General features: G+C 48.1%; 14 protein-coding genes. 5 read left to right on the forward strand and 9 right to left on the reverse strand.

The annotated features are described in order from the left end of the window. Nucleotides 1–4: 4 nt before the first annotated feature. On the reverse strand, nucleotides 5–862 hold the full coding sequence (locus tag FBF61_RS07930) for an Rpn family recombination-promoting nuclease/putative transposase (RefSeq protein WP_138476665.1): 858 nt from the start codon (nucleotides 860–862) through the stop codon (nucleotides 5–7). A gap of 205 nt (nucleotides 863–1,067) precedes the next feature. Here FBF61_RS07930 and FBF61_RS07935 point away from each other — a divergent pair, with 205 nt between their 5' ends. The 4 genes from FBF61_RS07935 (at nucleotide 1,068) to FBF61_RS07950 (ending at nucleotide 8,551) form a co-directional block, all read left to right on the forward strand. Then, the gene (locus FBF61_RS07935) at nucleotides 1,068–3,464 is read left to right on the forward strand and encodes a TonB-dependent receptor (protein WP_138476666.1); all 2,397 of its coding nucleotides are present in this window, start codon (nucleotides 1,068–1,070) and stop codon (nucleotides 3,462–3,464) included. A gap of 34 nt (nucleotides 3,465–3,498) precedes the next feature. Continuing rightward, the gene (locus FBF61_RS07940) at nucleotides 3,499–4,710 is read left to right on the forward strand and encodes a DUF4374 domain-containing protein (RefSeq protein ID WP_138476667.1); all 1,212 of its coding nucleotides are present in this window, start codon (nucleotides 3,499–3,501) and stop codon (nucleotides 4,708–4,710) included. A gap of 140 nt (nucleotides 4,711–4,850) precedes the next feature. After that, entirely contained in the window at nucleotides 4,851–6,020 is a 1,170-nt protein-coding gene (locus tag FBF61_RS07945; RefSeq protein ID WP_229214957.1) for a PepSY-associated TM helix domain-containing protein, read from the forward strand. Between the two features lie 80 nt (nucleotides 6,021–6,100). Further along, nucleotides 6,101–8,551, forward strand: coding sequence for a TonB-dependent receptor (locus tag FBF61_RS07950; protein WP_138476668.1), 2,451 nt, complete (start codon nucleotides 6,101–6,103; stop codon nucleotides 8,549–8,551). A 164-nt stretch (nucleotides 8,552–8,715) separates the two neighbouring features. Here the strand turns inward: FBF61_RS07950 and acnA are convergent, their stop codons facing one another. Continuing rightward, nucleotides 8,716–11,466, reverse strand: coding sequence for an aconitate hydratase AcnA (acnA, locus tag FBF61_RS07955; RefSeq protein WP_138476669.1), 2,751 nt, complete (start codon nucleotides 11,464–11,466; stop codon nucleotides 8,716–8,718). Between the two features lie 242 nt (nucleotides 11,467–11,708). Further along, nucleotides 11,709–12,077: a YchJ family protein gene (locus FBF61_RS07960; RefSeq protein ID WP_138476670.1), complete on the reverse strand. Its 369-nt coding sequence runs from the start codon at nucleotides 12,075–12,077 to the stop codon at nucleotides 11,709–11,711. A gap of 101 nt (nucleotides 12,078–12,178) precedes the next feature. On the opposite strand from FBF61_RS07960, the gene FBF61_RS07965 reads away from it, so the two are divergent. Beyond that, complete coding sequence (locus FBF61_RS07965; RefSeq protein WP_138476671.1) at nucleotides 12,179–13,309, forward strand: TlpA disulfide reductase family protein; 1,131 nt, start codon at nucleotides 12,179–12,181, stop codon at nucleotides 13,307–13,309. Nucleotides 13,310–13,683: 374 nt separating this feature from the next. On the opposite strand, the gene FBF61_RS07970 is transcribed toward FBF61_RS07965, so the two are convergent. From FBF61_RS07970 to FBF61_RS07995, 6 genes are all read right to left on the reverse strand, one after another. After that, on the reverse strand, nucleotides 13,684–15,144 hold the full coding sequence (locus tag FBF61_RS07970; protein ID WP_138476672.1) for a neutral/alkaline non-lysosomal ceramidase N-terminal domain-containing protein: 1,461 nt from the start codon (nucleotides 15,142–15,144) through the stop codon (nucleotides 13,684–13,686). Between the two features lie 207 nt (nucleotides 15,145–15,351). Then, a complete protein-coding gene (locus FBF61_RS07975; protein ID WP_138476673.1) occupies nucleotides 15,352–17,049 on the reverse strand; it encodes a glycoside hydrolase family 32 protein in 1,698 nt (565 codons plus the stop codon). Between the two features lie 4 nt (nucleotides 17,050–17,053). Next, entirely contained in the window at nucleotides 17,054–18,397 is a 1,344-nt protein-coding gene (locus FBF61_RS07980; protein WP_138476674.1) for a sugar porter family MFS transporter, read from the reverse strand. 18 nt (nucleotides 18,398–18,415) lie between these two features. Continuing rightward, nucleotides 18,416–20,044, reverse strand: a complete 1,629-nt coding sequence (locus tag FBF61_RS07985; protein ID WP_138476675.1) for a glycoside hydrolase family 32 protein — start codon at nucleotides 20,042–20,044, stop codon at nucleotides 18,416–18,418. Nucleotides 20,045–20,116: 72 nt separating this feature from the next. Continuing rightward, nucleotides 20,117–21,856 (reverse strand): RagB/SusD family nutrient uptake outer membrane protein, encoded by a 1,740-nt coding sequence (locus tag FBF61_RS07990; protein WP_138476676.1) that lies wholly within the window; start codon nucleotides 21,854–21,856, stop codon nucleotides 20,117–20,119. Nucleotides 21,857–21,867: 11 nt separating this feature from the next. After that, complete coding sequence (locus tag FBF61_RS07995) at nucleotides 21,868–25,314, reverse strand: TonB-dependent receptor (RefSeq protein ID WP_138476677.1); 3,447 nt, start codon at nucleotides 25,312–25,314, stop codon at nucleotides 21,868–21,870. Between the last annotated feature and the right edge of the window lie 118 nt (nucleotides 25,315–25,432).

Below are 25,432 nucleotides of genomic sequence, written 5' to 3' on the forward strand. Positions count from 1 at the left end.
GATTTCATAGTGCTTCTACCTGCTCGGCTGAAAGTCCCGTCACTTCAGAAATTATGCGATTATCGATGCCTTTTATTTTCATCGCCCGGGCATTGTTCAGTTTTTCCTTTTCCACACCCCGTTCAAACCCCTTCTTCTCAACGTAGTCCATCGAGTTGAGATAATCCCACTGTGCCTTTAAACTCTGATCGTACGCCATTTTTTCGTCTTTGGTTAAATTGCTCACTTCCGCAATGTTAAATAATTTACTAAAAACAGGTTTCCTTAAAAACAACGGAATTTTATTCAATTTACTTAAATTCTTCAACAAATAGAACCAGTAATCGAGTTCCGAGGTAAGTTCTGACTCGGTCTTGCTGAACTTTGGCATTTCAATGAATATAAAGCCAAGCTTATCGTAAAACACTTCGCCGCTATCCCTGGTAGTAAGCTGAATGCGGTGCAGAAACTTGTCGCGGTGGGAATCGTCAAAGCAGAAATCCATCAGACCGATCAGATAGACCGGTTTCAACTGGTACGTCCATTTGGTAGAACCGACCAGTGCTTGTTCCCTGATCAGTGACGAAGTGTAATACAAACAGCGGTCTTTGAAGTACTCCTGATAAACCCGCTGGACTTCGATGATGAACTGCTCACCGTTGGAACCGGTACAGAGTAAATCAAATACCGCTTTTCTGTGTTCGGCCAGCTCGCCGGGATGTTCGTTTTTGTTATAGACCAGATCTATGATCTCTCTTTCACCCAAAAACAGCTGGTTCAGAAAGTCGATCAATAGCTCCTTATGCGGCTCCGAACCAAATAACCTCTTGAACCCCCAATCCGTAAACGGATCAATAAACCTTCCGGTCGTAAATTTTTCCATGCATTGATAGTGTGTATTGCGCCGAAATATAGCAAAATTCTTTTCCGGATTTTACTTATTTCCGGTTACTACAAATTCTTGATTTTTTTTCTCATTTCACCTTCGGTAGAATCCAGATTACGCTACTAAGCCTTTATGCAGGCATTATTACGCTTCCAATCTGGCGTGGATCCCTGATCAGAACTTATTTATTTTACCTGAAACAATGCAACCCAGTAAATCCCTGCGCTCAGCACTTATTATTGTCTTTTGTCTGCTGTCATTCGGAATCTCTGCGCAAACGCTGACCACCTTATCCGGGCAGATCAAAAACGATCTTGGGGAAGCAATTCCGGGCGCTTCTATTGCTATCAAAAAAACCAACCGAGGTACAACCAGTAACCCGGACGGGTACTTTTCAATTCCTGATTTAAAGCCAGGAAACTATACCGTTGAAGTTTCCGCTGTGAGTTTTAAAAAGACATCCGAAACATTAACACTCAAAGCAGGACAAGCTTCCACCCTGAATATCAGCCTCAAAGAAAACCAGACCGATCTGAGTGAGGTTCAGGTGTATGGTAAAACAGAAGTCCAGGAAGTTAAAGAGCAGGCTTTCACTGTCAATGCGATCGAGACCAAACAATTCGCCAATACTACCGCCGATCTGAACCAGGTGCTGAACCGCAGCGCGGGTGTACGTATACGCGAGCAGGGCGGCTTGGGGTCCAATTTCAATTTCTCCATCAATGGTCTTTCGAGCAAGGCTGTGAAATATTTTATCGACGGCGTACCCATGGAAATCCTGGGTAGTTCCATGTCCCTGAACAACATCCCTGTCAATCTTGCGGAGCGGGTTGAAGTGTATAAAGGAGTGGTGCCGGTTCAGCTGGGATCCGATGCCATGGGCGGGGCGGTGAACGTGATCACCAGCCAGAAACAGACCAATTACCTGGACATAAGCCACAGTTACGGCTCGTTTAATACCCATCGTTCCGCTTTTACGGGCCAGTATGTGCATAAGCCAACGGGCATTACTGTCAAAGGAACCGCATTTTTCAATTATTCGGACAATAATTATAAAATGAAGGGCGTGGAAATCCTTGAAGGCGGCAAGCGGAACGGCAACCAGATCACCGACCTCAGCGGCGCGTCTTTTGTGACTACAGATACCCGTCGTTTTCACGATACTTTCCGGTCGTCAATGGCCCAGCTTGAAGTGGGCGTCAGCAATAAAAAATGGGCGGATGTGCTCTATGCCGGACTAGGCTATACGGAGGGTGACCAGGACCTGCAAACAGGCTTTGAACAAACCATTGTCTACGGGAATGTGAACCGCAGAAGCAACGCACTCAGCGGGATGCTGCGCTATAAAAAGAATAACCTGTTTGTGCAGGGGCTGGATCTCAGCCTGTTTGCATCGATGTCCAAAGACAAATTCGTTACTGCCGATACGCTTCTGAGACAATATTACTGGGACGGCAGCTGGACGGCCAAAGCCGCGTCGGAAATGGGTTCGATCAAAACGCTTTCCAACATCATCCGGCCAAGGACTTTCACCCGTGCCAATCTCAGCTACACGCTGAACGAAAAACACTCTTTCAATATCAATTATATCATTGACCACCTCAAAAACGAAAGTTTCAATGAACTGCTGACTCCGTCTGACGATATGCCGGGCATCATGAACAAGCAGATCCTTGGTATTGCCTACCAACAGCAGTTTTTTGAAGAAAAACTGGTCAATACTTTTTTTGCCAAATATTACGGACTGGCTCTTGAAAGAAAAAAATATGTAGACCAGAGTTACCAGGTTATTGACTCCAGATACAACAATTACGGGTACGGGATCGCTTCCCGGTACAAGCTGCTGCCCGATCTCGGCATCAAAATTTCGCTGGAACATGCCTATCGCCTGCAGGAAGTCGAAGAGGTTTTCGGCGACGGTCTGAACATCCAGCCTAATCCTGATTTGAAACCGGAGAGCAGCGACAATGTGAACCTCGGCGCTTATTATGGTCTCCGGTTTGATAAACATAAATTTTTCCTGGAAGCTTCCGGATTTTACCGCGACGCGAAGGACTTCATCTACCCCGTTCCCGACCAACGTTCGAAAGCATTGAAAAACGAGAACAAATCGAGCGTGCAGGTTACCGGGTTTGAGGCTGAACTGAGATACGATTATTCCGATCTGATCGCATTCAATATCAATGCCACTTACCAGAACGCGGTGAATATGACCAAGTTCGGCAATACGACTTCCACGACTTATGAGGCAACTTACAAGAACAAAATCCCTAATCAGCCATGGATGTTCGGCAACGCAAATCTGAGCATTGGCAAAAATAATGTTTTCGGAAAAGATACCCGCCTGCAATTCAACTGGTTCACCCAATATGTGCATTGGTTTTACCTGACCTGGGAAGCTTTTGGCAATGCAAACGGGAAATCGACGATCCCTACCCAGGTCATTCACAATGCTTCGCTGAGCTATTCCTTCAAAAACGGCCGCTATAATATTTCAGGTGAATGCAGAAACCTGACCGACGATCTGGCATTCGACAATTTCAGGTTGCAGAAACCGGGGCGATCATTTTCATTGAAACTCAGGTATTTTTTAAAATAATCCATTCTAATAATTCAAAAACAAATTCAATAAGATGAGCAAATTAATAAGCTTTTCAGCCAAGGCGGCTACCATAATGCTTCTGGCGTTTACCCTGAACAGTTGCAGCGACGACACCGGCGGTGAGAAACCTGAACCTGTGGAAGAAGGTAAGTATTCCGCTGTTTTGTGCGTGGGCAGCTGGCCCAACACGGCCTATTACATTGCTGATGTGCCTTCGCTGACGGAAGGGACGATCAGCTTGCAGGGTAACGGTGCCGAAATGACCGGTAAAGTATACGCACAGGACGTGATCCAGAAAGACGGTTTTTATTACCACGCCAATTTCGGCAGCGGTCGCCTTGGTAAATATCACGTGGAAAACGGTGCGCTTCTGGTCGATAAGGAAGTTCCTTTTACGCACCTCAACTGGAGTTCCTACGCCTGGGTCGACAATCAGACCCTGGTTATTTTCGGTACCGGAGAATCGGAAGGCCGCTACGCGATCATCAAGGTTGCAGACATGTCCGTAACAACCGGCAAGCTGAACCTGGAAGCAAGACCAGCTGGTTTCGACGATTACAACATCGGTTTTGCCGAGTACCGCGATGGTAAGTTGTTCCTGGGTTATGGTTTCGCTTCGACCGATTTTACCAAATATCCAGATATGGCTGTGTACCAGAAATTCAATGTTGCCGTGATCAATTATCCTGCGATGAGCATTGAAAGTACGATTTCCGATATCCGCACCACTTCGCCGGGCGGCTCTCCCGTATATGCACCGGGATCATTTATCGATGAAAACAATGACCTCTATTTCATCAGCGACCCTGTTTTAAATTATGATTACAAGTCGCCTTCTTCCGTTTACAGGATCAAAAGCGGTTCTACCCAGCTTGACCCAACTTACTATTTTGATTTTTCTTCCAAAGTCAATAATGAAATGGGTGCTGCGATGTGGTACATCGGAAACGGGAAGGCCATTGTTCGTACCAGAGTAGCCGGACAGTCCATCGATACCGACCACTCATTTTCTGTCATTGACGTAAAAACAGGCTCATTTATTAAAAAACTCGCTCTGCCTGCCGACAAAGGCGAAAGAATGGTTCAGGCGGTGATTGTCGAAGATGGCAAGGCTTACATCGCTGTAAATGCTGCAGACAAAGACTATATCTGGGAATATGATCCGGCAACCGACAAGCTCACGCATGGGGCTGAATTTGTCGGAGGCATCGATTACATTCTTCGCCTGGAAAAAACAAAATAAGCTTCCTATACCCATAACAATCTCCCGGTTTCATGTAAAAACTGTGTAGGCATGAAACCGGGGATCAATAAGACCCTTCAACAAATACTCCCGCCAGCTTGTTTTTAGGTGGTTTCACAACAAAACGACTAATTATGATGATGATGACAATCCTAAAAAAAATCAATGCCTGGCTGCATCTCTGGCTCGGCTTAGCTTCCGGAATTGTTGTCATCATTGTTGGTCTGACCGGTTGTATTCTGGTCTTTGAAACAGAAATTGAAGATCTTACCCTGTCCCACCTGCATGCCGCCAATCCTCAGAAAAAAGAAATGCTGCCTCCGTCGGTGCTATGGAGAAGTGTGAAACAGGCTTTGCCCGATAAAAAAATCCATAGCGTATGGTACCACGGTGCCGATCATACCGCCCATTTCAGCCTCGATTCCGATTCGCTGGTGTATGTCAATCCATACAATGCCGAAATCGTAGCGATGGTGGATCACGAAGATTTTTTCCATTTCATCCTCGACGGACATACTTCCCTCTGGCTTGAGAGCAAAACCGGGCAGGCCATTGTCAGTTACGCGACCCTCATTTTTTTCGTATTGCTGATCACCGGTATGGTACTTTGGTGGCCTAAAAAGTGGAATAAGTCGGGCAGGGACAAAAGTTTTAAGATCAAATGGAATGCGAAGTTCAAGCGGGTCAATTACGACTTGCACAATGTCCTTGGTTTTTATTCACTAAGCATCGCGCTCGTCATCACGATCACCGGCCTGATCATGGGCTTCCGGTGGTTTTCGAAAAGTTTTTATTGGCTGAGCTCGGGAGGGGAACAACCTGCAGCTTATGTAAGGTCTTTTTCGGACACCACCCTCACCAACGTTCCCGCCTCTATGGATAATGTGGACAAAGCATGGAAGCTTGGCGTCGAAAAAATAGGTGTTTACAACAAAGACGCGATTATCGTTGATTTTCCGGAAAAAGCCTCCGACCCTATTTCGCTTTGTACCGATATGTACAACGGGTCCTGGCGGTACGTTTACCTGGACCAGCACACGCTCAAACAACTTCCGTCCACCGAGACACAAATTGCCGAGCTCGACATTGCCAAGTGGCTGAGGCGCACAAACTATGCGCTACATGTAGGCGCCGTCGGCGGAATGATCACCAAAGTCCTCTATTTTCTGGCCAGCCTGATCTGTACCAGCCTTCCTGTTACCGGTTTTTATGTCTGGTGGGGCAAGCGTGGAAAGGAAAAACGCAAAAAGAGAAAACGCGACCAACAATTCTCAAACCGGGACCTCTCAGTTTCACCAGGTAAAATCTAAATTCGGCCCTGCATTTTTCTACCAGCTACTGATGTGCGTTCGACATCAGCTGATATCTTTACGTCCTTTATTTCAACACTATGAAAAATAAAATAAAATATAACCTCTGTCTTATTTTTTACCTGCTGGCTATTTCAGGAGGTCCGGGAATATTGAAAGCGCAGACCGTGCCGGCCTACCAGATCAAAGGACTGATCATCGACTCCGTTTCCAGAAAGCCCATCGAATTTGCCACCATCAGCATTCTTGACTCCGAAAAAAAGGTAGTAGCGCTTACATATTCCGATGAAAACGGTGTATTCAAATCGTCAGATGTTACCATTGGCACATTTTTCCTGAATTTATCTTTTGTGGGTTATGCACAAAAAACACTGCCGTTTCAGATCAAATCTCAGTCAACGTTCGAATTTGGCACTATTTTCCTCAAACCTGATGCTACTGAACTGAGTGCTGTGACCATTACCGGCACCCGCCAACTGATCGAACAGCAACCCGGAATGCTGATCTATAATGCTGAAAAAGATATCAGCAACCAGGGCGGAACCGCAGCAGACGTGCTTCGCAAGGCGCCGATCCTGAATGTGGATGCAGCCGGAAATGTGACCATGCGCGGCAATTCCAACCTGCGGATCCTCATTAACGGAAAATATTCCGGACAAATGGCGCGGAGCCCGGCTGATGCCCTGAACATGATGCCTGCCGGTTCCATCAAATCGGTGGAAGTAATTACAAGTCCTTCTGCCAGATATGATGCAGAGGGAGCCGCAGGGGTTATTAATATTATCACGAAAAAAGGAAACCAGAATACCAGCGGGACGATTGAAACCGTAATAGGGAATCTTGAACAAGCCATAAATCCCCGCATTGCCATTAATCGTGACAAATGGAATATCAGTTCTACCCTGCACATGCACCGTTTCCGGAATAAGGAATTACTCGGCATGGACAGGACCACAACTGAAAACGGCCAGCAGAGCGGACGAATCATTCAGGATATTGTAAAGGATAATGCAAAACCGCACGGTTCGGGCGACCTTCAGATAGAATATGCCCCGGATTCGGCAAATCTTTTTAATTTTTCGCTGAATGGCTGGCTCGGGAACTGGCCCCAAAACAGCGAGCAGCACAACCGTAGATTCTCGCCCGGCGGACAACTGGTTGAGGAATACTATCAGTCGGTAAAAACCAAAGCACCCAATACCGGCGTGGACCTGAACCTGGGTTATACCCGGAAGTTTAAAAAACCCGGTGAAGAATTGTACCTGATGGCCCAGCACAACCGCGCCCGGGACAATTATGATTACAATGCGTCCCAGAGAGACAACGAAGATATTCTGGTGTACCGGGAGAAAAATGATAACAAGACCACAAATCGCGAGTGGACATTCCAGGGTGATTATATCCTGCCCTTGTCGGCGTCGGGAAAACATGCGCTGGAAAGCGGTGCAAAGGCAATTTTACGAAACGTAAGCAGCTTATACGATGTGGCGGCCAGCGAAAACGGTCAGCCTGATGTGCTGGTCCCGATCGGATCAAGATCGGATGAGTTTGACTACCGGCAGGATGTACTGGCAGCGTACAGCCAGGTTAAGTTCAAATGGAACAGCGGCTGGGCTTTACACGCCGGGGCGCGTATGGAAGGTACTTTTCTGGAAGGTAATCAACGCGATATTGGTTTAAATTTCAAAAACGAGTTCTGGAATTTTGTACCGAGCGCGACGCTTTTCAAAAAGCTCGATGCCAACAATAACCTGACACTGAGCTATACCAAACGCATTTCCCGGCCGTCGATCTGGGACCTTAACCCGAACCGCGACAGTCAGGACCCTAAAAATATTGTGACAGGAAATCCAGAGTTAAGACCTGAAGAAGTGAACCAGGTAGAATTCACCTACGCCTTGCAGACCAATTCTGACCTGTTTGTGAACATGTCGGTTTTCGGGCGGAAAACGGATAATTCAATCGAAAGCATTATCACTGTTGATTCCGCCGGCGTCGCAACTACCACCAAGCAAAACCTCGCATCAAACGGTCAGTACGGGGTTAACTTTTCGACATCATTTACCGTATTGCCTGGCTGGAAAGTCAATAGCAATGCCAATGTGCGTTATGCCAAATACAAAAGCGGTGCGTTGAATATCAGCAACAACGGGACTGCCTGGGGAATTAACGTCAACAGTAGCTGGAAACTGCCTAACAATTACAGCGTTCAGGTTTACGGGGATTATGACGCAAGAAGCGTTACTCTTCAGGGTTACGAAACCTATTGGTTTTACTACAGTCTTTCAGCAAAAAAGGAGATCCCTTCGAAAAAACTGACCATAAGCCTCACGACTGTAAGCCCGTTTTCAAATTATATATCACGGAAAGAAATCGTGCGGTCGGCCGATTTCACGAGTTCCCTGCGTACCCAATATCTGATGCGGTCGGTCAGGCTTTCGCTGAATTGGGAATTTGGGGGCCTGTTTAATGAAAACAACCGGAGAAAGATCAATAATGATGATTTAAAAAATGCCAAACCGACAGGTTGAGGTTAACAAAAGTATGCGAGCGAAGCTGGCGCCGAGCTGCGCTCGGTGCCGACTATTCCCCGAGCTCAGCTCGGAAAAGCACCAACGCACAAAACGCCAGAAGCTATTAAAAACAGAAAGTCCGGGGTGCGATCCCGGACTTTTCCATTTACATACAAAAGCTCCTATGCCTTTGCGAGAAACTGCCTCAATACATATTGCAGAATTCCGCCATTGCGATAATAATCTATTTCGATTTTACTATCCAGCCGGCTTTTTACCTGAAAAGTTTTTTCGCTTCCATCTGCCGCTACCGCCAACACAGACAACAACTGATTCGGCCGCACTGCGTCGGTCAGATCTGCGATGCTGAATGTTTCAGTACCGTCCAGGCCCAGGCTTTCTCTGCCTTCGCCATCCAGAAACTGCAAAGGAATCACACCCATACCGACCAGGTTACTGCGGTGGATACGCTCGTAACTTTCGGCAATGACGGCCCTTATACCCAGTAAAAATGTTCCTTTCGCGGCCCAGTCGCGTGATGAACCGCTGCCGTATTCTTTTCCGGCGATCACCAGCAATGGTGTCTGGTCAGCCTTATAGCGAAGAGACGCTTCATAAACCGACATTTCCTCATTTTCAGGCAGGTAAGTTGTAAACCCTCCTTCCTTAGATGCCAGTTTGTTTTTGATACGGACATTGGCAAAAGTACCCCGCACCATCACCTCATCATTTCCCCTGCGCGAACCGTATGAATTGAACTCCTCATAAGGAATCCCCCGATCGAGCAGATATTGCCCGGCTGCCGAATGTACACTGAAAGACCCTGCCGGCGAAATATGGTCTGTAGTAATAGAGTCGCCAAGCATCAGGAGCACCCGTGCATCTTTTAACGGCTGGATCTGTCCCGGGACAGGCGACAGGCCAATAAAAAATGGCGCCTCTTTTACATAAGTTGATCTTTCATCCCATTTGTAGGCTTTGTCCAGAGGCACTTCCAGGTTCTGCCACTGGCTGTTCCCTTCAAATATCTTGCCGTAACTTTTTCCATAAAATTCCTTTTTCACAACATTTTTAACGACCTCATGGATTTCCTCCTGCGATGGCCAGATATCCCTGAGAAACACCGGTCCTCCATCTTGATCGAAGCCCAGCGGTTCTTCATCCATATCAATATCCATCCTGCCCGAAATCGCATAGGCTATCACCAGCAGGGGTGACATCAGAAAATTAAGTTTGATCTGCGGATGGATCCTGGCCTCAAAGTTCCTGTTACCGGAAAGCGCCGCCGCCACCACGAGATCATTGTCCGCGACAGCCCCGGAGATATGGTCGGGCAACGGGCCTGAATTCCCGATACAAGATGTGCAGCCGTAACCTACCACATTGAATTTCATGGCTTCCAGGCTCGTCAGCAGGCCTGCTTCCATCAGATAGTCGGTCACCACTTTTGAACCCGGCGCGAGGCTGGTCTTGACCCAGGGCTTGACATTAAGGCCTCTTTCCAAAGCTTTTTGCGCCAGAAGCCCCGCTCCGATCATTACATCCGGGTTGGATGTATTGGTACAGCTCGTGATAGCTGCAATCACCACGTCGCCGTCATTCAGATAATACCGCTCGTCGTTATGCTTTACTTTCGCAGCCCGCATATCAAAATGCTCCGCCTGCGCGATAAGCGAGGGTTCGACGTTCCCGCCCTCGTCTGCCCAGCGGCTGAGAGGGCGATCTACAAACTGAATGTATTTCCGGGAATATTTGGTTTCAAGAATGTCGGAAACCGTCTGTTTTGCCTCTGATAACAATATTTTATCCTGTGGTCTGCTCGGCCCGGATATCGTTGACACGATAGAAGAAAGATCCAGTTCCACAACCTGGCTGTAAATGATGGCATCCTCATTTTCCCGCCACAAGAGATTTTCCTTCGAATACTGCTCCGTGAGTGCAATGGTTTCTACCGGTCGCCCGGTATCGGTCAGGTATTGAACAGTTTTTTCGTCAATTGGAAAATATGTAATTGTACAGCCAAACTCCGGCGACATGTTGCCGATAGTAGCCCTGTCAGGAACGGATAAAGACGCCAGCCCCTCGCCCGACACTTCTACAAACTTCCCGACAACTTTTGTTTTCCTCAACACTTCGGTAATGGTGAGCACCAAGTCAGTAGCTGTGGTCCCGGCTGGCAGTTTTCCGGTCAGTTTCAAACCGATGACCTGTGGCACCGAGAAAAACTGTGGTTGCCCCAGCATCGCAGCTTCGGCTTCGATACCACCTACCCCGTAAGCGACGATACCGAGCCCATTGACCATCGGCGTGTGCGAATCGGTTCCAACCAGCGAATCCGGGAAAGCAGTACCCTCTTTTTCGATCACGCATTTCGAAAGATATTCAAGATTTACCTGGTGACAGATCCCCATACCAGGTGGCACAACCGAGAAATTATCAAAAGCAGTTTGCGCCCATTTCAAAAACCGGTATCGCTCACTGTTGCGTTCATATTCGCGGTCTACATTACGTGAATAAGCCTCATTATTGCCAAAATAATCCACCTGCACAGAATGGTCGATCACCAGATCGACCGGGATCAATGGGTTGATCAATGCGGAATCCTTGCCCTGCCTGCTCATTTCTTCCCGCAATGACGCGATATCCACGATAGCAGGCACACCCGTAAAATCCTGCATCAGCACGCGGGCGGGCATAAAGGGAATTTCCTTATCCTCCGGTTCAGGCTGCCATTTCAGCAGTGTATCAATGTGTTCGCGGGTGATAACATATCCGTCATAATTTCGCAGTACATTTTCCAGCAGAATCCGGATACAAAACGGCAAACGCGAAATATCCTCACCTTTTTCCTGTAAGGCCCTCAGACTAAAAAATGACAGCGGTTTGCCATTCAGTTTCAATTCTCTTTTAATTCCCAGATAGTCCTGATCCATTAGCTAGTGGTTTAGGGTTCAAAATTTAAGACAAAGCAATAGTCGTGTTGCCAGCATTCAGTCAGGCAAATACCCTGCCAGCCGGGATTTCTCAAATTAGGCCTGATACCGACTAATTTACAAGTTATCCGATCCAAAAACTCACTGCTGCTGCAAATTTCCCTACCCTGCCACGGAAACAAGGATTTACACGAATGCCCGCGGTTGATACGATTCGTGCAAATCAGTGCATCCGTGGCATTTTAGACGCCAGTCAGATAATACCAGCTTTCATCCTCGAAAACAAAAGTGGATTTCTCGTGGTGAACCTGTTTTTTCCCGCTCCTGTCGCGATATGTAGCCTTAAATTCAACCGTAAAAGTATCGGCATGTATGATTTCAAGCCCCAGCCACTGGCTGCCTTTCGCCCATTGTTCGATCTCCTTTCGGGACAAGCTTGCCCGTTTCGAAGCATGCGTGGTGCTGATCAGGTAATCCACTGCCCCAACCACATAAGCACTGTACCGCGAGCGCATCAGCTTCTCGGCAGAGGCCGCTTTGGCAACACCTTTAATAAGAGGGCCACAACAACGGGAATATGGTTCATTGGAGTTACAAAAACAGGTTTTCATAAATGGATACTATTTTGGCATCGTTTTTTGTTAACGGTCAAAAATAGCAAACTATATTACACTCCGGTGACATTCATACCCACATCCCTAAATCCCAACGTATGAAAAAATTAACGACTGCCGCGTTTTTGATCCTGCCACTTGCATTGCTTGCTCAGAAAAACGAATTTACGATCCGGGGAAAGCTGGGTGATGTTGGTCCACCGGCCAAGATATACCTGGTCAATGCGGAAAGCAAGGCAGTGTTAGATTCGGTTTTTGTAACAGAAGGAGCATTCAAGTTCATTGGCGAGGTTGACGCTCCGATCCCGGCTTATCTTACATTAAACAAAAACGACAGCGGATTTAGGAACAGCAAGGAATCAAAGTTTTTTTATCTGGAAAAAGGCTTGATCACTGTGAATGAAAGTTCAGGAAAACTAGGTGAGGCCATTGTTACCGGGACACCCAATAATGCGGCCAATACTGAATACAATCAGATCGACAAGCGGATCATGTCGCTGAGCGAAAAGATAGAGGAGAAAAAAAATGCCGCCGGTGCTGACCAGCAACAATCGGAAGTGTTAAAAAAAGAAATTGAAAAATTGGAGAAGGCAAGGATGGACGAAGGCAAAAAAGCATATCTCCAATTTGTCAGATCGCACCGCAATGCAATGATCAGCCTCATGGCCCTCACCGAGCTGATTTACGTCGAAGACCATACCAAGGTCGCTGCTGCTTACAAAACCCTGACATCAGAACTAAAAAATAGCCCAAAAGGAAAGCAGCTCGGCGATCAGCTCGCAGCGCGCCAGAAGATCGAAATAGGTTCGTTTGCACCAATTTTTAGCATGCCGGACACCAGCGACAACATAGTCAGTCTCTCGTCTTTGGCTGGTAAATATGTATTGCTCGACATGTGGGCATCGTGGTGTGCGCCCTGCCGGGAAGAAAACCCTAATCTTGTGAAGGCATACCAGGCTTACAAGGATAAAAATTTTACAATTCTCGGCGTGTCGCTGGACACCGAGTCGGACAAGAACAAGTGGCTGGCCGCTATTAAAAAAGACCGGCTTGAATGGACGCAATTGTCGGACCTGAAAGGTTGGGATAATGAAGCGGCCAAATTATACGGCGTTGCTGGAATTCCTCAAAATTTTCTGATCGATCCAAGTGGTAAAATCATTGCAATGAATCTTCGGGGCGACGAACTTGCTAACAAACTCGCAGAAACCCTGGGCAATAAAAATTAGAGCCTCACATTCATATAATCACCCATTTACAAAATACCGGCAGTCACCCGACTTTGCCTTTTATGGAAGAGTTTTTTCTTATCTTGTTATAAAATAGCAGCTTACACCTCATTCCATTAAACTTAACCGACAGAAAACATGGCAGCAGCCTGGACAATAGCAATAATCGTTCTGCTCTGGTATTGCGTTGAAGAGTCGCGTAAAAGCAAGCCCAACTGGGCCAGAGCCTTTGTCGCCGCCATTTTTTGGCCGATTACACCTTTTCTCAGAAGGTATCGCTCCGGGAAACGGGAAGTGAAGGATTCTTAATATCAATGCCACGGATACACGAATGTACACGGATGTTCTTCGTGTAAATCAGTGTATCCGTGGCATTATTTCAATCGGGAAAACAGCAAAAGCAACTCAGCCACAATTTTACGGGACGCCTCTGTTTCAACACGGTTGGTACTCAGCCAGGTCTCATAACCACCCAGTTGATGTTGCTCAGGTGTAGGCAGATAACCATACCCTCCATTGGCGAGTTCTATCGTGAATGATGGATTAAACGGGCTTTTTGCTTTGATTTCCAAACCCGTCTCCGCAAAAGTTTCAAAAGGAATCGCCGCAATACCCAGGTCACCAATTCTGAAAGCCTGCAGGATAACACTAATGTTATCAGGCCATTCCTGCATCTGCAAGCTGCGTTGCGCGTAGGTTTTTTCCAGAGGATGATTCGGTTTAATGCTGTCCGGACGAGACAGTACTCCCTGCGCCCATTTCACCAGGCCGGCATCCGGCCTCCGTACTTTCAGCGAAAGCTCCGACTGCACTGCCTTTAACCCAACCCAGTCCTGATGTTTGATCGTTTTGTAAACGCGCAGTACCTCCGTCGCCACGTCGTTTGCAACCAGACGCATTTTCTGATAATGCGGCAACTTTTCGGGCGAACCCTTCACATTGATATTATTCACGTCACCCGAAGTTCCGTTGGACATAATGCCCACAAAAGGCGGATCCTGGCGGTCCGCTTTCAGCAATTCCTGCATCCGGTCGGCAAAAACCGCGAAATAATCGGCTGAAATATGGTTATCGGGCAGACCACCCACATAATGGAGCGAATAATTTGCCAAAACCGCAATCGGTCGGCCGGAAACAGATTGCACCGAAATAAATGAAACGCCGGGATCGGTAGTACCCGCTGGTTCCAGCAGATTCGGGTTGCCCACACCCGGGTTCATCACCGCCTGATCGGTTCCTCCGAATGGGTTTTTCGTCGGAGTACCCGGCTTCATTTTCCATCTTCTGTTAAAAAGATGCTGCGGAACACTCCCTGTGCCCCACCCTATTTTTGCCGGTTCGAGGTTATTGATCGCAACCTGCACGCCGTCAGCAATGCGGTGCGCCAGAAAACGCTGGTACTCATCCAGCGGCTCATCCGGATGCCAGCCGCGCCTCTTTTCACCTTCGCCTCCGGCACTTGTTCCCGAATGAGTATGCGTGGCCGCCATGAGCATATTTGCTTTCGGAAGCTGCGTTTTTTCGTTAATGAGTTTTTTGGCTTCATCAAAAACCTCCCGGTTGATCGACACATTATCGCAAAGGACAAAAATTAGCTTATTAGTCCCGTCGTCCAGAACGAGAGCGCGGGCGCTGAGCTGATCGTGGATATGCATGGCAGGAGGAGGTGTTCCGAAATTACCTACAATCCCATCGCCGAGATAAGGCGTAATGTTGCTGACCGAGGCTCCGGCCCTGAACACTTTTTCCTGTGCATGCGCTTCCATGCTAACTGAAAAATAACCGGCCACTATTACGCAGCAGGTCATCCTGAATAGCCATCGCTGTATTTTCATTCGCTTTATTTTTTCGTAAAATCAACCAAGAATGTCTCCGCTCATTCACTAAAAGATATTCGCGACAATGTAATACCCATTAAACTTATGGAGGAACAGAATCTATGTGACTTATAGATACCGCAAAAACACCTAAAACAAAAAACATCTTTATTCCCGGAATGATAGCAGCAAACCGGAAATAAAGATGCTTTTGGGTAAAATGCACTAGTATGGATTGGAAGGCATCACTTCCCAGGATTTTACAGAAATGATTTTTGCATCCCCGCCCTTTGAAAAAAGTTTGATACCGGTGCCGCCCAACGTCGGGTAAACAGATCTGCCGATCGCCTGCTTGTCATTTGCAAAAACTTCAACAATGGATTTGTCTACAAAAACCCGTAATGTCAGCTGCTCGCCGGCGTCCAGTTCCAGAGGGGCACTTTCGGTAACCTTGCGGCCATATCCCAGGCTGCTTTTTGCGGTGTTGACATTCAGCGTTTTGCCGGCAGCATCATAGTAAATTTCGGTTTTTTCGCGGCCATCCTGCGAGCAACCTACCATAACGCCAATCGTTTTCGCCTTCCCCGGTGCGACGGTTATTTCGAGTTCAACAAGCTCCTTCCCAAAGCCGTCCAAAGCCAGCTCCGTGCCATCCTTGATCACAAAATCCTTTTTGATCTGCTCTGCCTGCCGCAACAGTTTGACTTCTTCTACCGGCGCCATCCGCAGCTTTCCATCCTTTCCTGCCCATAACGAACGCGGCAAACCATATACCCCTGTCCAGCCCGACTCATCCTTCACTTTGTCGGGGCGGTCGTCAAATATCCATGACCACATGATCTGCCTGTTTTTATGGTCGGTCAAAGCCTCCGGAGCAAAATAAGCATTATCAACCCAGGTCATACGGCCATGGTTGACGGGCTGGAACTTGTCGTTCTTATAGTCCCCTACATAGTATTGCGCTCCCTTGTTATGACTGATAAAAAGCAGCAAATGCTTGTCACTCAACTTCCCGCCATCGGGTCCCGCAGGCAGGGGCAAAAAACTGGCGCACATATTGTCTTCGGATTTATCCGTCCACTTCCGGTCTGAATCATAGAACTCGTGCAGATATTTCCAGCTCTTTTTATCCTCTGAAACAAACAAATACGAATGATCACCCTGGTACTTGGGAGGGTCATTGTCTTTCCGGCCATACTTGTTCAGTACCAGCAGGTTTCCGGTCAGCATATAATATTTACCGTCTTTAAACCAAATATTGGATGGATCTGCCGAGCCGTAGATCTGCTCATTTCCTTTTTCGTCTTTGGTTACGGTAAACCCCCATTCTGTCGAACGGATGATCGGATCTGCCGAACCCGAGGTCCATGTGTCGAAATGTTCGTCCGAACTCTCCGACAATCCTATTCCGCTCGGGCCACTTTTCTCAATCCTCGACTGAAATGTTTCCCCTTTCGCCAGATTGATTACCTGCCAGTAGCTCAAAGTCGCTTTCCCGTCTTTGTCCACAAAAGCCCCCCCGCTGAAAATGCCGTCTTCGCCTTTCCCCGGCACAATTGCATCAGGGTGATGCCGCCAGTGGAACATATCCTTGCTCGACACATGTCCCCACGAAAAACCTCTTTGTTCCCTGTAATACAGATACATAAGATGGTATCGGCCATTGAAATAAAATGCTCCGTTAGGGTCCCCCGGAATGCCCCTGCCCTCCGGAACACAAAAATGGTAGGCCGGGCGGTACGGATCAGCCAGCAGCCGCTCGCGGAAAGACCGGGTCGATACTACCACACTTTTGGGAACCGGCTGGTCGGAAATCCACTGTATACCGGATGTCCCCGTGACCTTTATAGTATCTACCACTTGCGAAAAAGCAGGTGTCTGACATAACATACCGGCAATGAAAATGCCTTTTATAATTTTCATATCTTTAAATTGTTATTTCATGTAACTTATTGCCTTCCATGGCTTTCTGAATTTCTTCAAGGCTTTTTCCTTTTGTTTCGGGAAGCATTTTCCACACAAAAAGAAAATGAAGTACCATCATAAAGGAGAAAAAATAGAATGAAAACTGGATCCCGTTCGGGACTTCGTCGGCGATGACCGGGAATAAAAATGAAATCACCGCAGCCATCAGCCAGTGCGTAGTACTTCCCAGCGACTGCCCCTGCGACCTGACCTGATTCGGGAAAATTTCGGAAATAAAGACCCAGATCACCGCGCCCTGCGAAAAGGAGAAGAACACAATGAAACCCATCAGGCAAATCATGGGAAAATATCCGCCGGAAGCTCCGGTCAGCGCCCAGCCACTCAGCGCGAGAAAGCATGTCATGCCCAGCGACCCCACCAGCAACAGCGTTCTCCGTCCGAACCTGTCGATCACCGATACGCCGCTGAAAGTGAAAATAAACAGCGTAAGCCCGACCGAGACGGATTGCAGAAACGCGTCTTCCTGCCCTATTCCGGCCATTTCGAAAATACGGGGTGCAAAATAAAGAAGCGCATTGATACCCGTGAGCTGATTAAACGTAGCCAGCAGGACGACGAACAACACCGGCTTGCGGTAATTTGTATTAAAAAGCGAAACACTTTGGGAATCAGTCATAGAGGAGGAAAAATCCGCAACCAGTTTACTGATATCCGTTTCACCGGAACGGCTCAGTACCTTGCGTGCCGAAACTTCATCCCCTTTGAGCAAATACCACCTCGGACTTTCGGGTATTGTAAAAAGCAGTCCGAAGAAAATAAAAGAAGGAAAAGCCTGCACGCCCAGCATCCACCGCCAGGCCTCTTCGCCTGCATCGATAAAAAGGTAATTGGAAATATAGGCCATCATGATCCCAAACACCACATTCAGCTGAAAGGAACCAACCAGCCGGCCTCTGACCCGGGCCGGGGAAATTTCGGCGATATACATAGGCCCTACCACCGACGAAGCACCCACTGCCACGCCGCCCAGTATTCTCGCTACTAAAAAAATCAGCCAGTCGGTAGTGAGCGCACAGCCCAGAGCGCAAACGAGATATAGAACCGAGATCACAAAAAGAACTTTCTTCCGCCCGTATTTCTGAGCCGGTGCGCCTGCAAAAATCGCCCCGATCAACGTTCCGATGAGTCCGGAAGCGATGGTAAATCCATGTGCGACACTGCTCAGCTTCCAGTAGATCTGGATCGCTTTTTCAGCCCCGGAAATGACCGCCGTGTCCAGGCCGAACAAAAAACCGCCCAGTGCAACCACAAAAGACCAGTAATAAACTTTGGTTAAGCTATTCATTTGCAAGATGTTTTAATGTTAACAAAAGTTTGTTTTGGCCATCTGCCAGCAATGCAGGCCCGATACTTTCACGCTTCCGCCTCCTTCGCTGAAAACCTTGATAGCGGTACTGTCCGGTGTCGGGTACACACGCTGGGTGACGCAGATACGACTGTTTACGAAAACTTCAACGATCGATTTATCTATAAAAACTTCCAGGGTCAGATCTTCACCAGGATTCAATGCAAAAGGTGCACGCTGCTCAGAAACGAATTCGGGCACCGATTTGTCGAGATAACCCATCATGCAATAGGAAGGGAACTTCACATTGCCGGGCCTGGCAGAATTGACGTAATCGATCACAATTTCCTTTTTGACAGGATCATATTTGATAATCGTCTCTTCCTTTCCATCCTCCGAACACAGTACTTTCAAGCCGAATGCCTCATTTTGCCTGGCAGAGAATTTCGCATGCAATTCCACCGCATTCCCGGAAAAACCTGCTACTTTTTTCTCTCCCTTCCCATTGATTGTGAGCACATTAATTACCTTTTCGTTAAACCTCAGCAATTTCACTTCATCCGGCGGGGCAATGATCAAATCCCCTTTTTCTGACAACGACAATACCCTCGGCAGGCTCATTGTCCCCGACCAGCCGTGCTCGTCTTTATAATCCCTTCTTTCCAGCACCCAGCCCCAGAGTATCCGGCGGCCTTTGTTGTCGACAAGTGTTTCGGGAGCAAAAAAAGTACCGCCGTACCAGTTCATTCGCGCATGTTTTTCCGGCACGAACTGTTCGTTCACAAAATCACCGATGTAATACTGGGTACCCAGATTGTGACTGATCGCGACGGCCACATATTTTTTGCCCAATTTGAAAAAATCCGGGCAAGACCAGTCTTCGGAATCGTTCCGCATCCGTTTGGTCTCATCCATAAAAGTACCGACGTACTTCCAGCCCACCAGGTCCTGGGACTTGAACAGCGCAGCCGGGTTCCCGCCCGAAATCTGGTAATAATTATCGCCTTCCAGCCAGATATGCGGGTCCCAGGCGTTCTGACTGTTGTCATCTTTGCGCTCGGTCAGCTCGCCTTTTTTCCGGATCGGCAGTACCGGATTTTGCTTGAATTTCTCCCATTGATTCAGCTCATCGTCGGCCGCTTTGGCAATACAGTTCCCCGATTCGGTACCGTGATACACAAGATGCGGAACCCCTTCCTTCGACAAAAATGCGCCTCCGCTGAAAATCCCGGTTTCCGGATCGCCCTGCCCGACGGTCAGCATAGGCGGAAGTGCTGTCCAATGAAAAAGATCGTGGCTCACCACATGTCCCCACCAGTGTATCCGGTTTCCTTTTTCATCATTATGCTGATAAATATAGCCCAGATGGTACTTTCCTTTCCAGAAGATCGCACCGTTCGGATCGAAAGGATACGCATTTCCTTCGGGTGAAACAAAATGATAAGTCGGACGCAGCGGATCGTTGAGGAGCTTGGCTCTTAGCAGTCTGGTGCCATTTTCAAGGTCTTTTTGCTCAGTACCTGCCTTCGCAGCAGGCTGTTGTTTCTTTTTTATCCCGTCATTTTCCTGATCCAGAATGTTCTTTACGGAAAAAGGAGCGAGTACCGATGTTACGGTTATATCCTGCAAAAACTTTCGTCTGCTCATTTGCGATATGAATTTAATGTTTCCGGGAAAAGACAGTCTTCTCCCGGATATAACTTTTTGTTTGTGAATGGATTAGTAGCCCGTATTCTGCTTGTACAATCCTTTGCTCAAATCGATCTGTTTTTTGGGAATAGGTAAAAATTCGTCCCGGCCTTTCGTAAATGAGGCAGATGCCAGATGCGGCCGACGGGTCTTTTCTACCTGAAAATACTGGTTTATGGTTTCGGCCATAATCCCCCAGCGCATCAGGTCGTAGGCCCGGAAACCTTCACAGGCAAATTCAAGCCTTCTTTCCCATTGTAAAGCCTTGAAAGCGGTGGCTTTGGACCAGTCTATATTCTTCCCAGCCCCGGTAGCGATGTACGGTTTGATATCGAAATTGCCCGTCGGCATCCCTTTCACATCCACCAGCTTGCCGGTACTTTTCGCAGCCCGCTCCCGGATCTGGTTGATGAGCGGCAACGCTTCGTTGGGCCTGTCGAGTTGGATCAGTGCTTCGGCCAGCCACAGGATCACATCGTCCATACGGAGCACATCCCGGTTTTTGGAACTGTCTTTCCACGGGTTAACCGGCTGGTAACAAGGCGAATCGTAGATCACCGTTTCTTTCATCGACATAAACCCGCCATAGGTTTCATATTGCCTTGTCCAGGTTTTTTCATTGAAAATAAAATCGGCTTTGTACTTATAAGGTACCCCGTCCATCGCAACGGTATGTAGTAAACGCGGATCGACCGGATTAGCTTTCACACCCTGCGCTCCATTGATGTTCACTGTATTGTAGTTGTCAAAATCCGGCAGGCCGTTTTTGGTACGAAAAACATTGACAAGATTTTGGGAAGGAGAATGATAACCGCAGCAGCCATATTCAGCCACCATCGGATAGCTCACCATAGTAGTACCGTTGATGTTCCCGCGCGGGGTACCGTCATCGTGTGAAAACTGTATCGCCCAGAGCGACTCGATCCCGTTTTGGGTTTCACATCCGAAATTATCCCCGAAATCGTTGAACAACGCTTTGCCCGACGAACTCACAACATCCTGACATAAAGCCACGACCTCAGTCAGTTTTTCTTTGTTGATATGGATCACTTCGTGAGTCGCATTCTGCTCGTAAGCCGCAAACAGCAGTACTTTCGCCAGATATGCCTTCGCGGCGTATTTGGTTGGCCTGCCCACCGCACCGTCGGCGTGGGTAGCGGGCAGGTTTTCCGCTGCAAAGCGCAGGTCGTCAATGATCTTGTTCCACAATTCCTGATCGCCCAGATCGTTTCCGACCGTATTATATTGATCCACTGGTACGGTTTCGTCTATAAACGGAACATGCTTGAAATTCACTTTCAGCCAGAAATAGTTATTGGAGCGCAAAAAACGCATTTCTGCGATCCGCATGGTTTTATTGGGCATCTGATCGTCGGTCATTTTATTGAGAATGCCCAGCGCAAGGTTGGTCCGGGAAATAGTATTGTATTCCACATTCCATTTTCCCTGCACGCCCGCTTCGTCTGTAGTCATATTGGAAAAAGTTTCGGCTATATTCCATTCCGGCAAATCCCCTACCCCGGCCCCGCCTTTGTAAGCATCGCCTCCACGCAGGTCCCCGTAAGGCCAGGGCGTGAGCGGGTGCAGGTAGTATTTCTCTTTGCCCTGGGCAGAATAAGCAGCGATCACCATTTTTTCTGCATTTTCGGGTGTTGAGAGCTGTTCTTCCGATAAAATTCCCTTGGGCGTTCTTTCCAGGAACGATTCACTGCATGCCGTAGCAAGCAACAGCAGGATGCAAGTTGTAATACTATTGATAATGAGTTTCATAAGTTCACAGATTAAAATGTGAGGTTAAAGCCGAATGTCAGCGCGGTCGGGATAGGGAAGTTTTCATTAGGCGACTGCGGATCAAAGCCGCTGAAAGGATTTTTACCAAAACCCTTGATCGTCCATAAATTCTGCCCCTGGACATAAATTCTTCCGCCCGAGATCAGCGAGTTTTTCACCAGCGACTGTGGCAGCGAATAACCGAGCTCCATGGAACCGAGCTTGATATACGAAGCATTTTCGACGAAATAGGAAGAAAAACGTTGCTCGTTGTTCTGGTCGGAGGCTGATATGGCCGGAATGGTGGAAGTGGTGTTGGTCGGCGACCATGAGTCAAGCACCGCAGTTCCGTAGTTCTGCCCCCCGAAAAAACCGAAGAAATGAGTATAGGATTTGATCCCGATGTTGTTCACCATCCTGCCGATCTCCGTTCTCCATAACATACTGAAATCAAAGCTTTTCCAGTTGAGCCGCACATTGATCCCGCCATACACTTTGGGTTCGTTCACACCGATCCAGGTACGGTCATCGGCGTCGATCTTGTTGTCCTGGTTCACATCCCTGAACTTCATCCGCCCTACACCCTTTCCGGGCTGCACCGGGGCGGCATCCACTTCCGCCTGATTCTGGAAAATACCGTCACTGACCCAGCCGTAGAATGAGTTATAAGGCCGGCCAAGAATGACCTGATCGTTCCCGTTGCCCGGATATCCGCCTACGGCCGCTTCGGGCAGGGAAGTGATTCTGTTTTTATTATGGGTTGCATTGGCAGAAATGGTGTAGCCGACCTCGCCCACATTGTTGGTATAGGAAGCCATGAACTCAAAGCCCCAGTTTTTCATCGTCGCCCCGTTGACCCACTGGCCGCCGCCGGGCCCGATGGTGGAGAGGTAAGGCGGATAGACGAGGATATCAGAGGTGTTTTTGTAGTAGTAGTCGAACGTTGCGTTGAATTTGGAGTTGAAGAGCGAGATATCGACACCGAAGTTATTCTGAGTGGTGGTTTCCCATTTCAGATTCGAATTGCCAAGACTGAGCCGCCGGTAACCCGATGGAAGCGGGCCGGTGTCATTTCCGTAAATGTCATAGGCAGTACCATTGTTCAAAGGCCAGTCGTCATCCCCGTAATGTGCCTGGTACTGTCCCCAGGAAGCATAATTATCGATCGCCTGGTTACCGGTTTTCCCCCAGCCATAACGTACTTTCAGATAGGAAATCAAGGGTATGCTTTTGATAAATTGCTCCTCGCTCAAAACCCAGCCTCCTGACAAAGACGGAAAAGTGGAGTATCTGTTATTCTTGCCAAAACGGGAAGAACCGTCCAAACGCACGATGGCTGTGACCAGAAACCGATCACTGAAATTATAAGTGCCTTTTCCAAAGTAGGAGTTCAGGGAATTATCGTAAGCCCCGCCCCCGTTACGGACATTGGTTTCGCCCACATTGAGGTACATATAATCCGGGTCCTCGATCGCAAATCCGTCGCGCGCTCCATACATATCCGCACCGCTTTCGTACACAGCTTCCTGCCCTGCCATCACTGTAAAAGCATTTTTCCCTTTACTGAAATCATAAGTCAATACATTGTTCCAGGTCCAGCTGCCGCCAAAGCTCGACCATTGTTCCATTTTCGTAACATCTTCAGACATAAACCCGGCTGTGTACTTGGTATACATATTCCGCTGCCAATGACCTATTTTGTCAATTCCGAATGCGCTTTTGAAATGCAGGTTTTTGATGATTTGCAGATCTGCAAAAATGGAACCGAAAATCCGCACGTCGTCCGAGCGGTTCTGTTTGTTCCGCATGATGGAAAGCAGCGGATTGAGCCTGTCGCTCATACCCATGACCGGACCACCCCAGCCCACGCCATCGATTGTATGAACCGGCACGATGGACTGCAGGTTGCGGGTTTCGGTCAAGTGGTTTCCCCCGGTCGAATACATTTTAATGATACTGATATCCTCCCCTACTTTCAGGCGGTTGCCCAGTGTCAGATAGTCAGAGTTCAGCCGTACCGAAATCCTGTTCCATTTATTTTCCTTCGTAGTACCCTGGTTATCAAAATAATCCAGCGCCAGCAACGCACGCCCTTTTTCCGTACCGCTGGAAAACGATGCATTGTAGTTCTGGGAAATACCCGTCCGGCTTATCTCTTTCTGCCAGTCGGTGTTGCCGGGTCTCATGGTTTTGATATCATCCAGATATTCCGGAAGAATGATCCTGTCCAGCGCCCAGGCCCCACTGGCATCCCGATGGTCCTCGAACCTGTACACGCCATAGTTCGGGTCTACGCCGTCGTTTCTGGCTGCCATCCACTGCGCACGTCCGTACTGGTCTGTGTTGAGCAAAGGCAGCGGGTTTTTAGGCAAAAAATTCGCGGTAGTCGAGGACGAAAACTGTAACCGGCTCCCCTGTTTGGCCTTTTTGGTCGTGATGATAAAAACACCATTTGCAGCTCGGGAACCGTAGATCGTAGCCGCGGATGCATCTTTCAGTACCTGAATCGACTCGATGTCGTTGGCTGCGATCTCGTTCAGGCCGCGGGTCGTCGGGATACCGTCGATCACATACAATGGGCTCGTGTTGTTCAGTGTGCCCATGCCGCGGATCAGCACTCCGGCGGCGGCATTGGGATTACCAGAGTAGGAAACCTGCGTACCGGCCAGATGCCCGTCGAGTCCTTTCATGACGTTACCTGTGCTTGCGCTGGCACCTCTTATATCATTCATTTTCACCACAGTGACCGCCCCCGTCAGGTCTGCTTTCCGTTGCGTTCCGTAACCCACGACCACCACTTCGTCCAACGCTTTCTGGTCTGCTGCCATCGTGACGTCCATGTCTGTTTTGGTACCAACAATGATTTCCTGACTCACATAACCGACAAAAGAAAATATCAGTACCGTGTTTTCATCCGGCACTTCCACCGAAAAAGCACCCTGCGAATCGGAGGTAGTGCCGGACTGCGTCCCTTTCAGCAGGATGTTCACGCCCGGCAGGCCCTCGCCTTTTTCATCTGTGATCCTGCCTTTTACAGTTTGTTCCAAAACCGGCGCCTGCGTTTCGGGAATGACGGATTCTTCTTTCCGTACAGCCTCTTTCTTAATAACAATATTCTTCTTAAAAATTTTGTAGGACAAAGGCAGGTCCTGAAACAGCCTGTTAAGGGTCTGTTCGATCGTCGCATTCCGGACCTGAACCGACACTTTTTTCGCCGCCGGCAGGTCAAGCTTGTCGTAGAGGAACAGGTAATCCGTTTGTTTTTCAATGGCCTTCAAAGCAGTTTCAATCGAAACATTCTTCTGGTCCAGTGATATTTTCTGACTGTACCCGGTGGCGGCTACCTGCGATAGCGTGGCCACAAGCAGAAACGTGATCAGTTGCATGGTCAATATGAGTTTAGGAGGTATGGATGCCTTATAGTATCTCCAATGCCGGATTAAAAGGTTTATTTTCATACATTTGTAAGGTTTGGGTAAAACAAGAATGCTTTCTCAACAGAAGTCTGATTGTACGGGCCTGAATATCCGCAGGGGAAATGTTCGCAGCATTTTCCCTGTTTTTATGTCCGGCACC

It is taken from the genome of Dyadobacter bucti (assembly GCF_005869225.1).
In the GTDB taxonomy this organism is placed as follows: Bacteria; Bacteroidota; Bacteroidia; order Cytophagales; family Spirosomataceae; genus Dyadobacter; species Dyadobacter bucti.

What these genes read in the sequence shown, in the direction of transcription:
- FBF61_RS07980 (WP_138476674.1), bottom strand. Translation starts at nt 18,397, where the DNA reads ATGAATAGCTTAACCAAAGTTTATTACTGGTCTTTTGTGGTTGCACTG.
- FBF61_RS07995 (WP_138476677.1), bottom strand. Translation starts at nt 25,314, where the DNA reads ATGAAAATAAACCTTTTAATCCGGCATTGGAGATACTATAAGGCATCC.
- FBF61_RS07935 (WP_138476666.1), top strand. Translation starts at nt 1,068, where the DNA reads ATGCAACCCAGTAAATCCCTGCGCTCAGCACTTATTATTGTCTTTTGT.
- FBF61_RS07945 (WP_229214957.1), top strand. Translation starts at nt 4,851, where the DNA reads ATGATGACAATCCTAAAAAAAATCAATGCCTGGCTGCATCTCTGGCTC.
- acnA (WP_138476669.1), bottom strand. Translation starts at nt 11,466, where the DNA reads ATGGATCAGGACTATCTGGGAATTAAAAGAGAATTGAAACTGAATGGC.
- FBF61_RS07985 (WP_138476675.1), bottom strand. Translation starts at nt 20,044, where the DNA reads ATGAGCAGACGAAAGTTTTTGCAGGATATAACCGTAACATCGGTACTC.
- FBF61_RS07970 (WP_138476672.1), bottom strand. Translation starts at nt 15,144, where the DNA reads ATGAAAATACAGCGATGGCTATTCAGGATGACCTGCTGCGTAATAGTG.
- FBF61_RS07990 (WP_138476676.1), bottom strand. Translation starts at nt 21,856, where the DNA reads ATGAAACTCATTATCAATAGTATTACAACTTGCATCCTGCTGTTGCTT.
- FBF61_RS07960 (WP_138476670.1), bottom strand. Translation starts at nt 12,077, where the DNA reads ATGAAAACCTGTTTTTGTAACTCCAATGAACCATATTCCCGTTGTTGT.
- FBF61_RS07975 (WP_138476673.1), bottom strand. Translation starts at nt 17,049, where the DNA reads ATGAAAATTATAAAAGGCATTTTCATTGCCGGTATGTTATGTCAGACA.
- FBF61_RS07950 (WP_138476668.1), top strand. Translation starts at nt 6,101, where the DNA reads ATGAAAAATAAAATAAAATATAACCTCTGTCTTATTTTTTACCTGCTG.
- FBF61_RS07940 (WP_138476667.1), top strand. Translation starts at nt 3,499, where the DNA reads ATGAGCAAATTAATAAGCTTTTCAGCCAAGGCGGCTACCATAATGCTT.
- FBF61_RS07930 (WP_138476665.1), bottom strand. Translation starts at nt 862, where the DNA reads ATGGAAAAATTTACGACCGGAAGGTTTATTGATCCGTTTACGGATTGG.
- FBF61_RS07965 (WP_138476671.1), top strand. Translation starts at nt 12,179, where the DNA reads ATGAAAAAATTAACGACTGCCGCGTTTTTGATCCTGCCACTTGCATTG.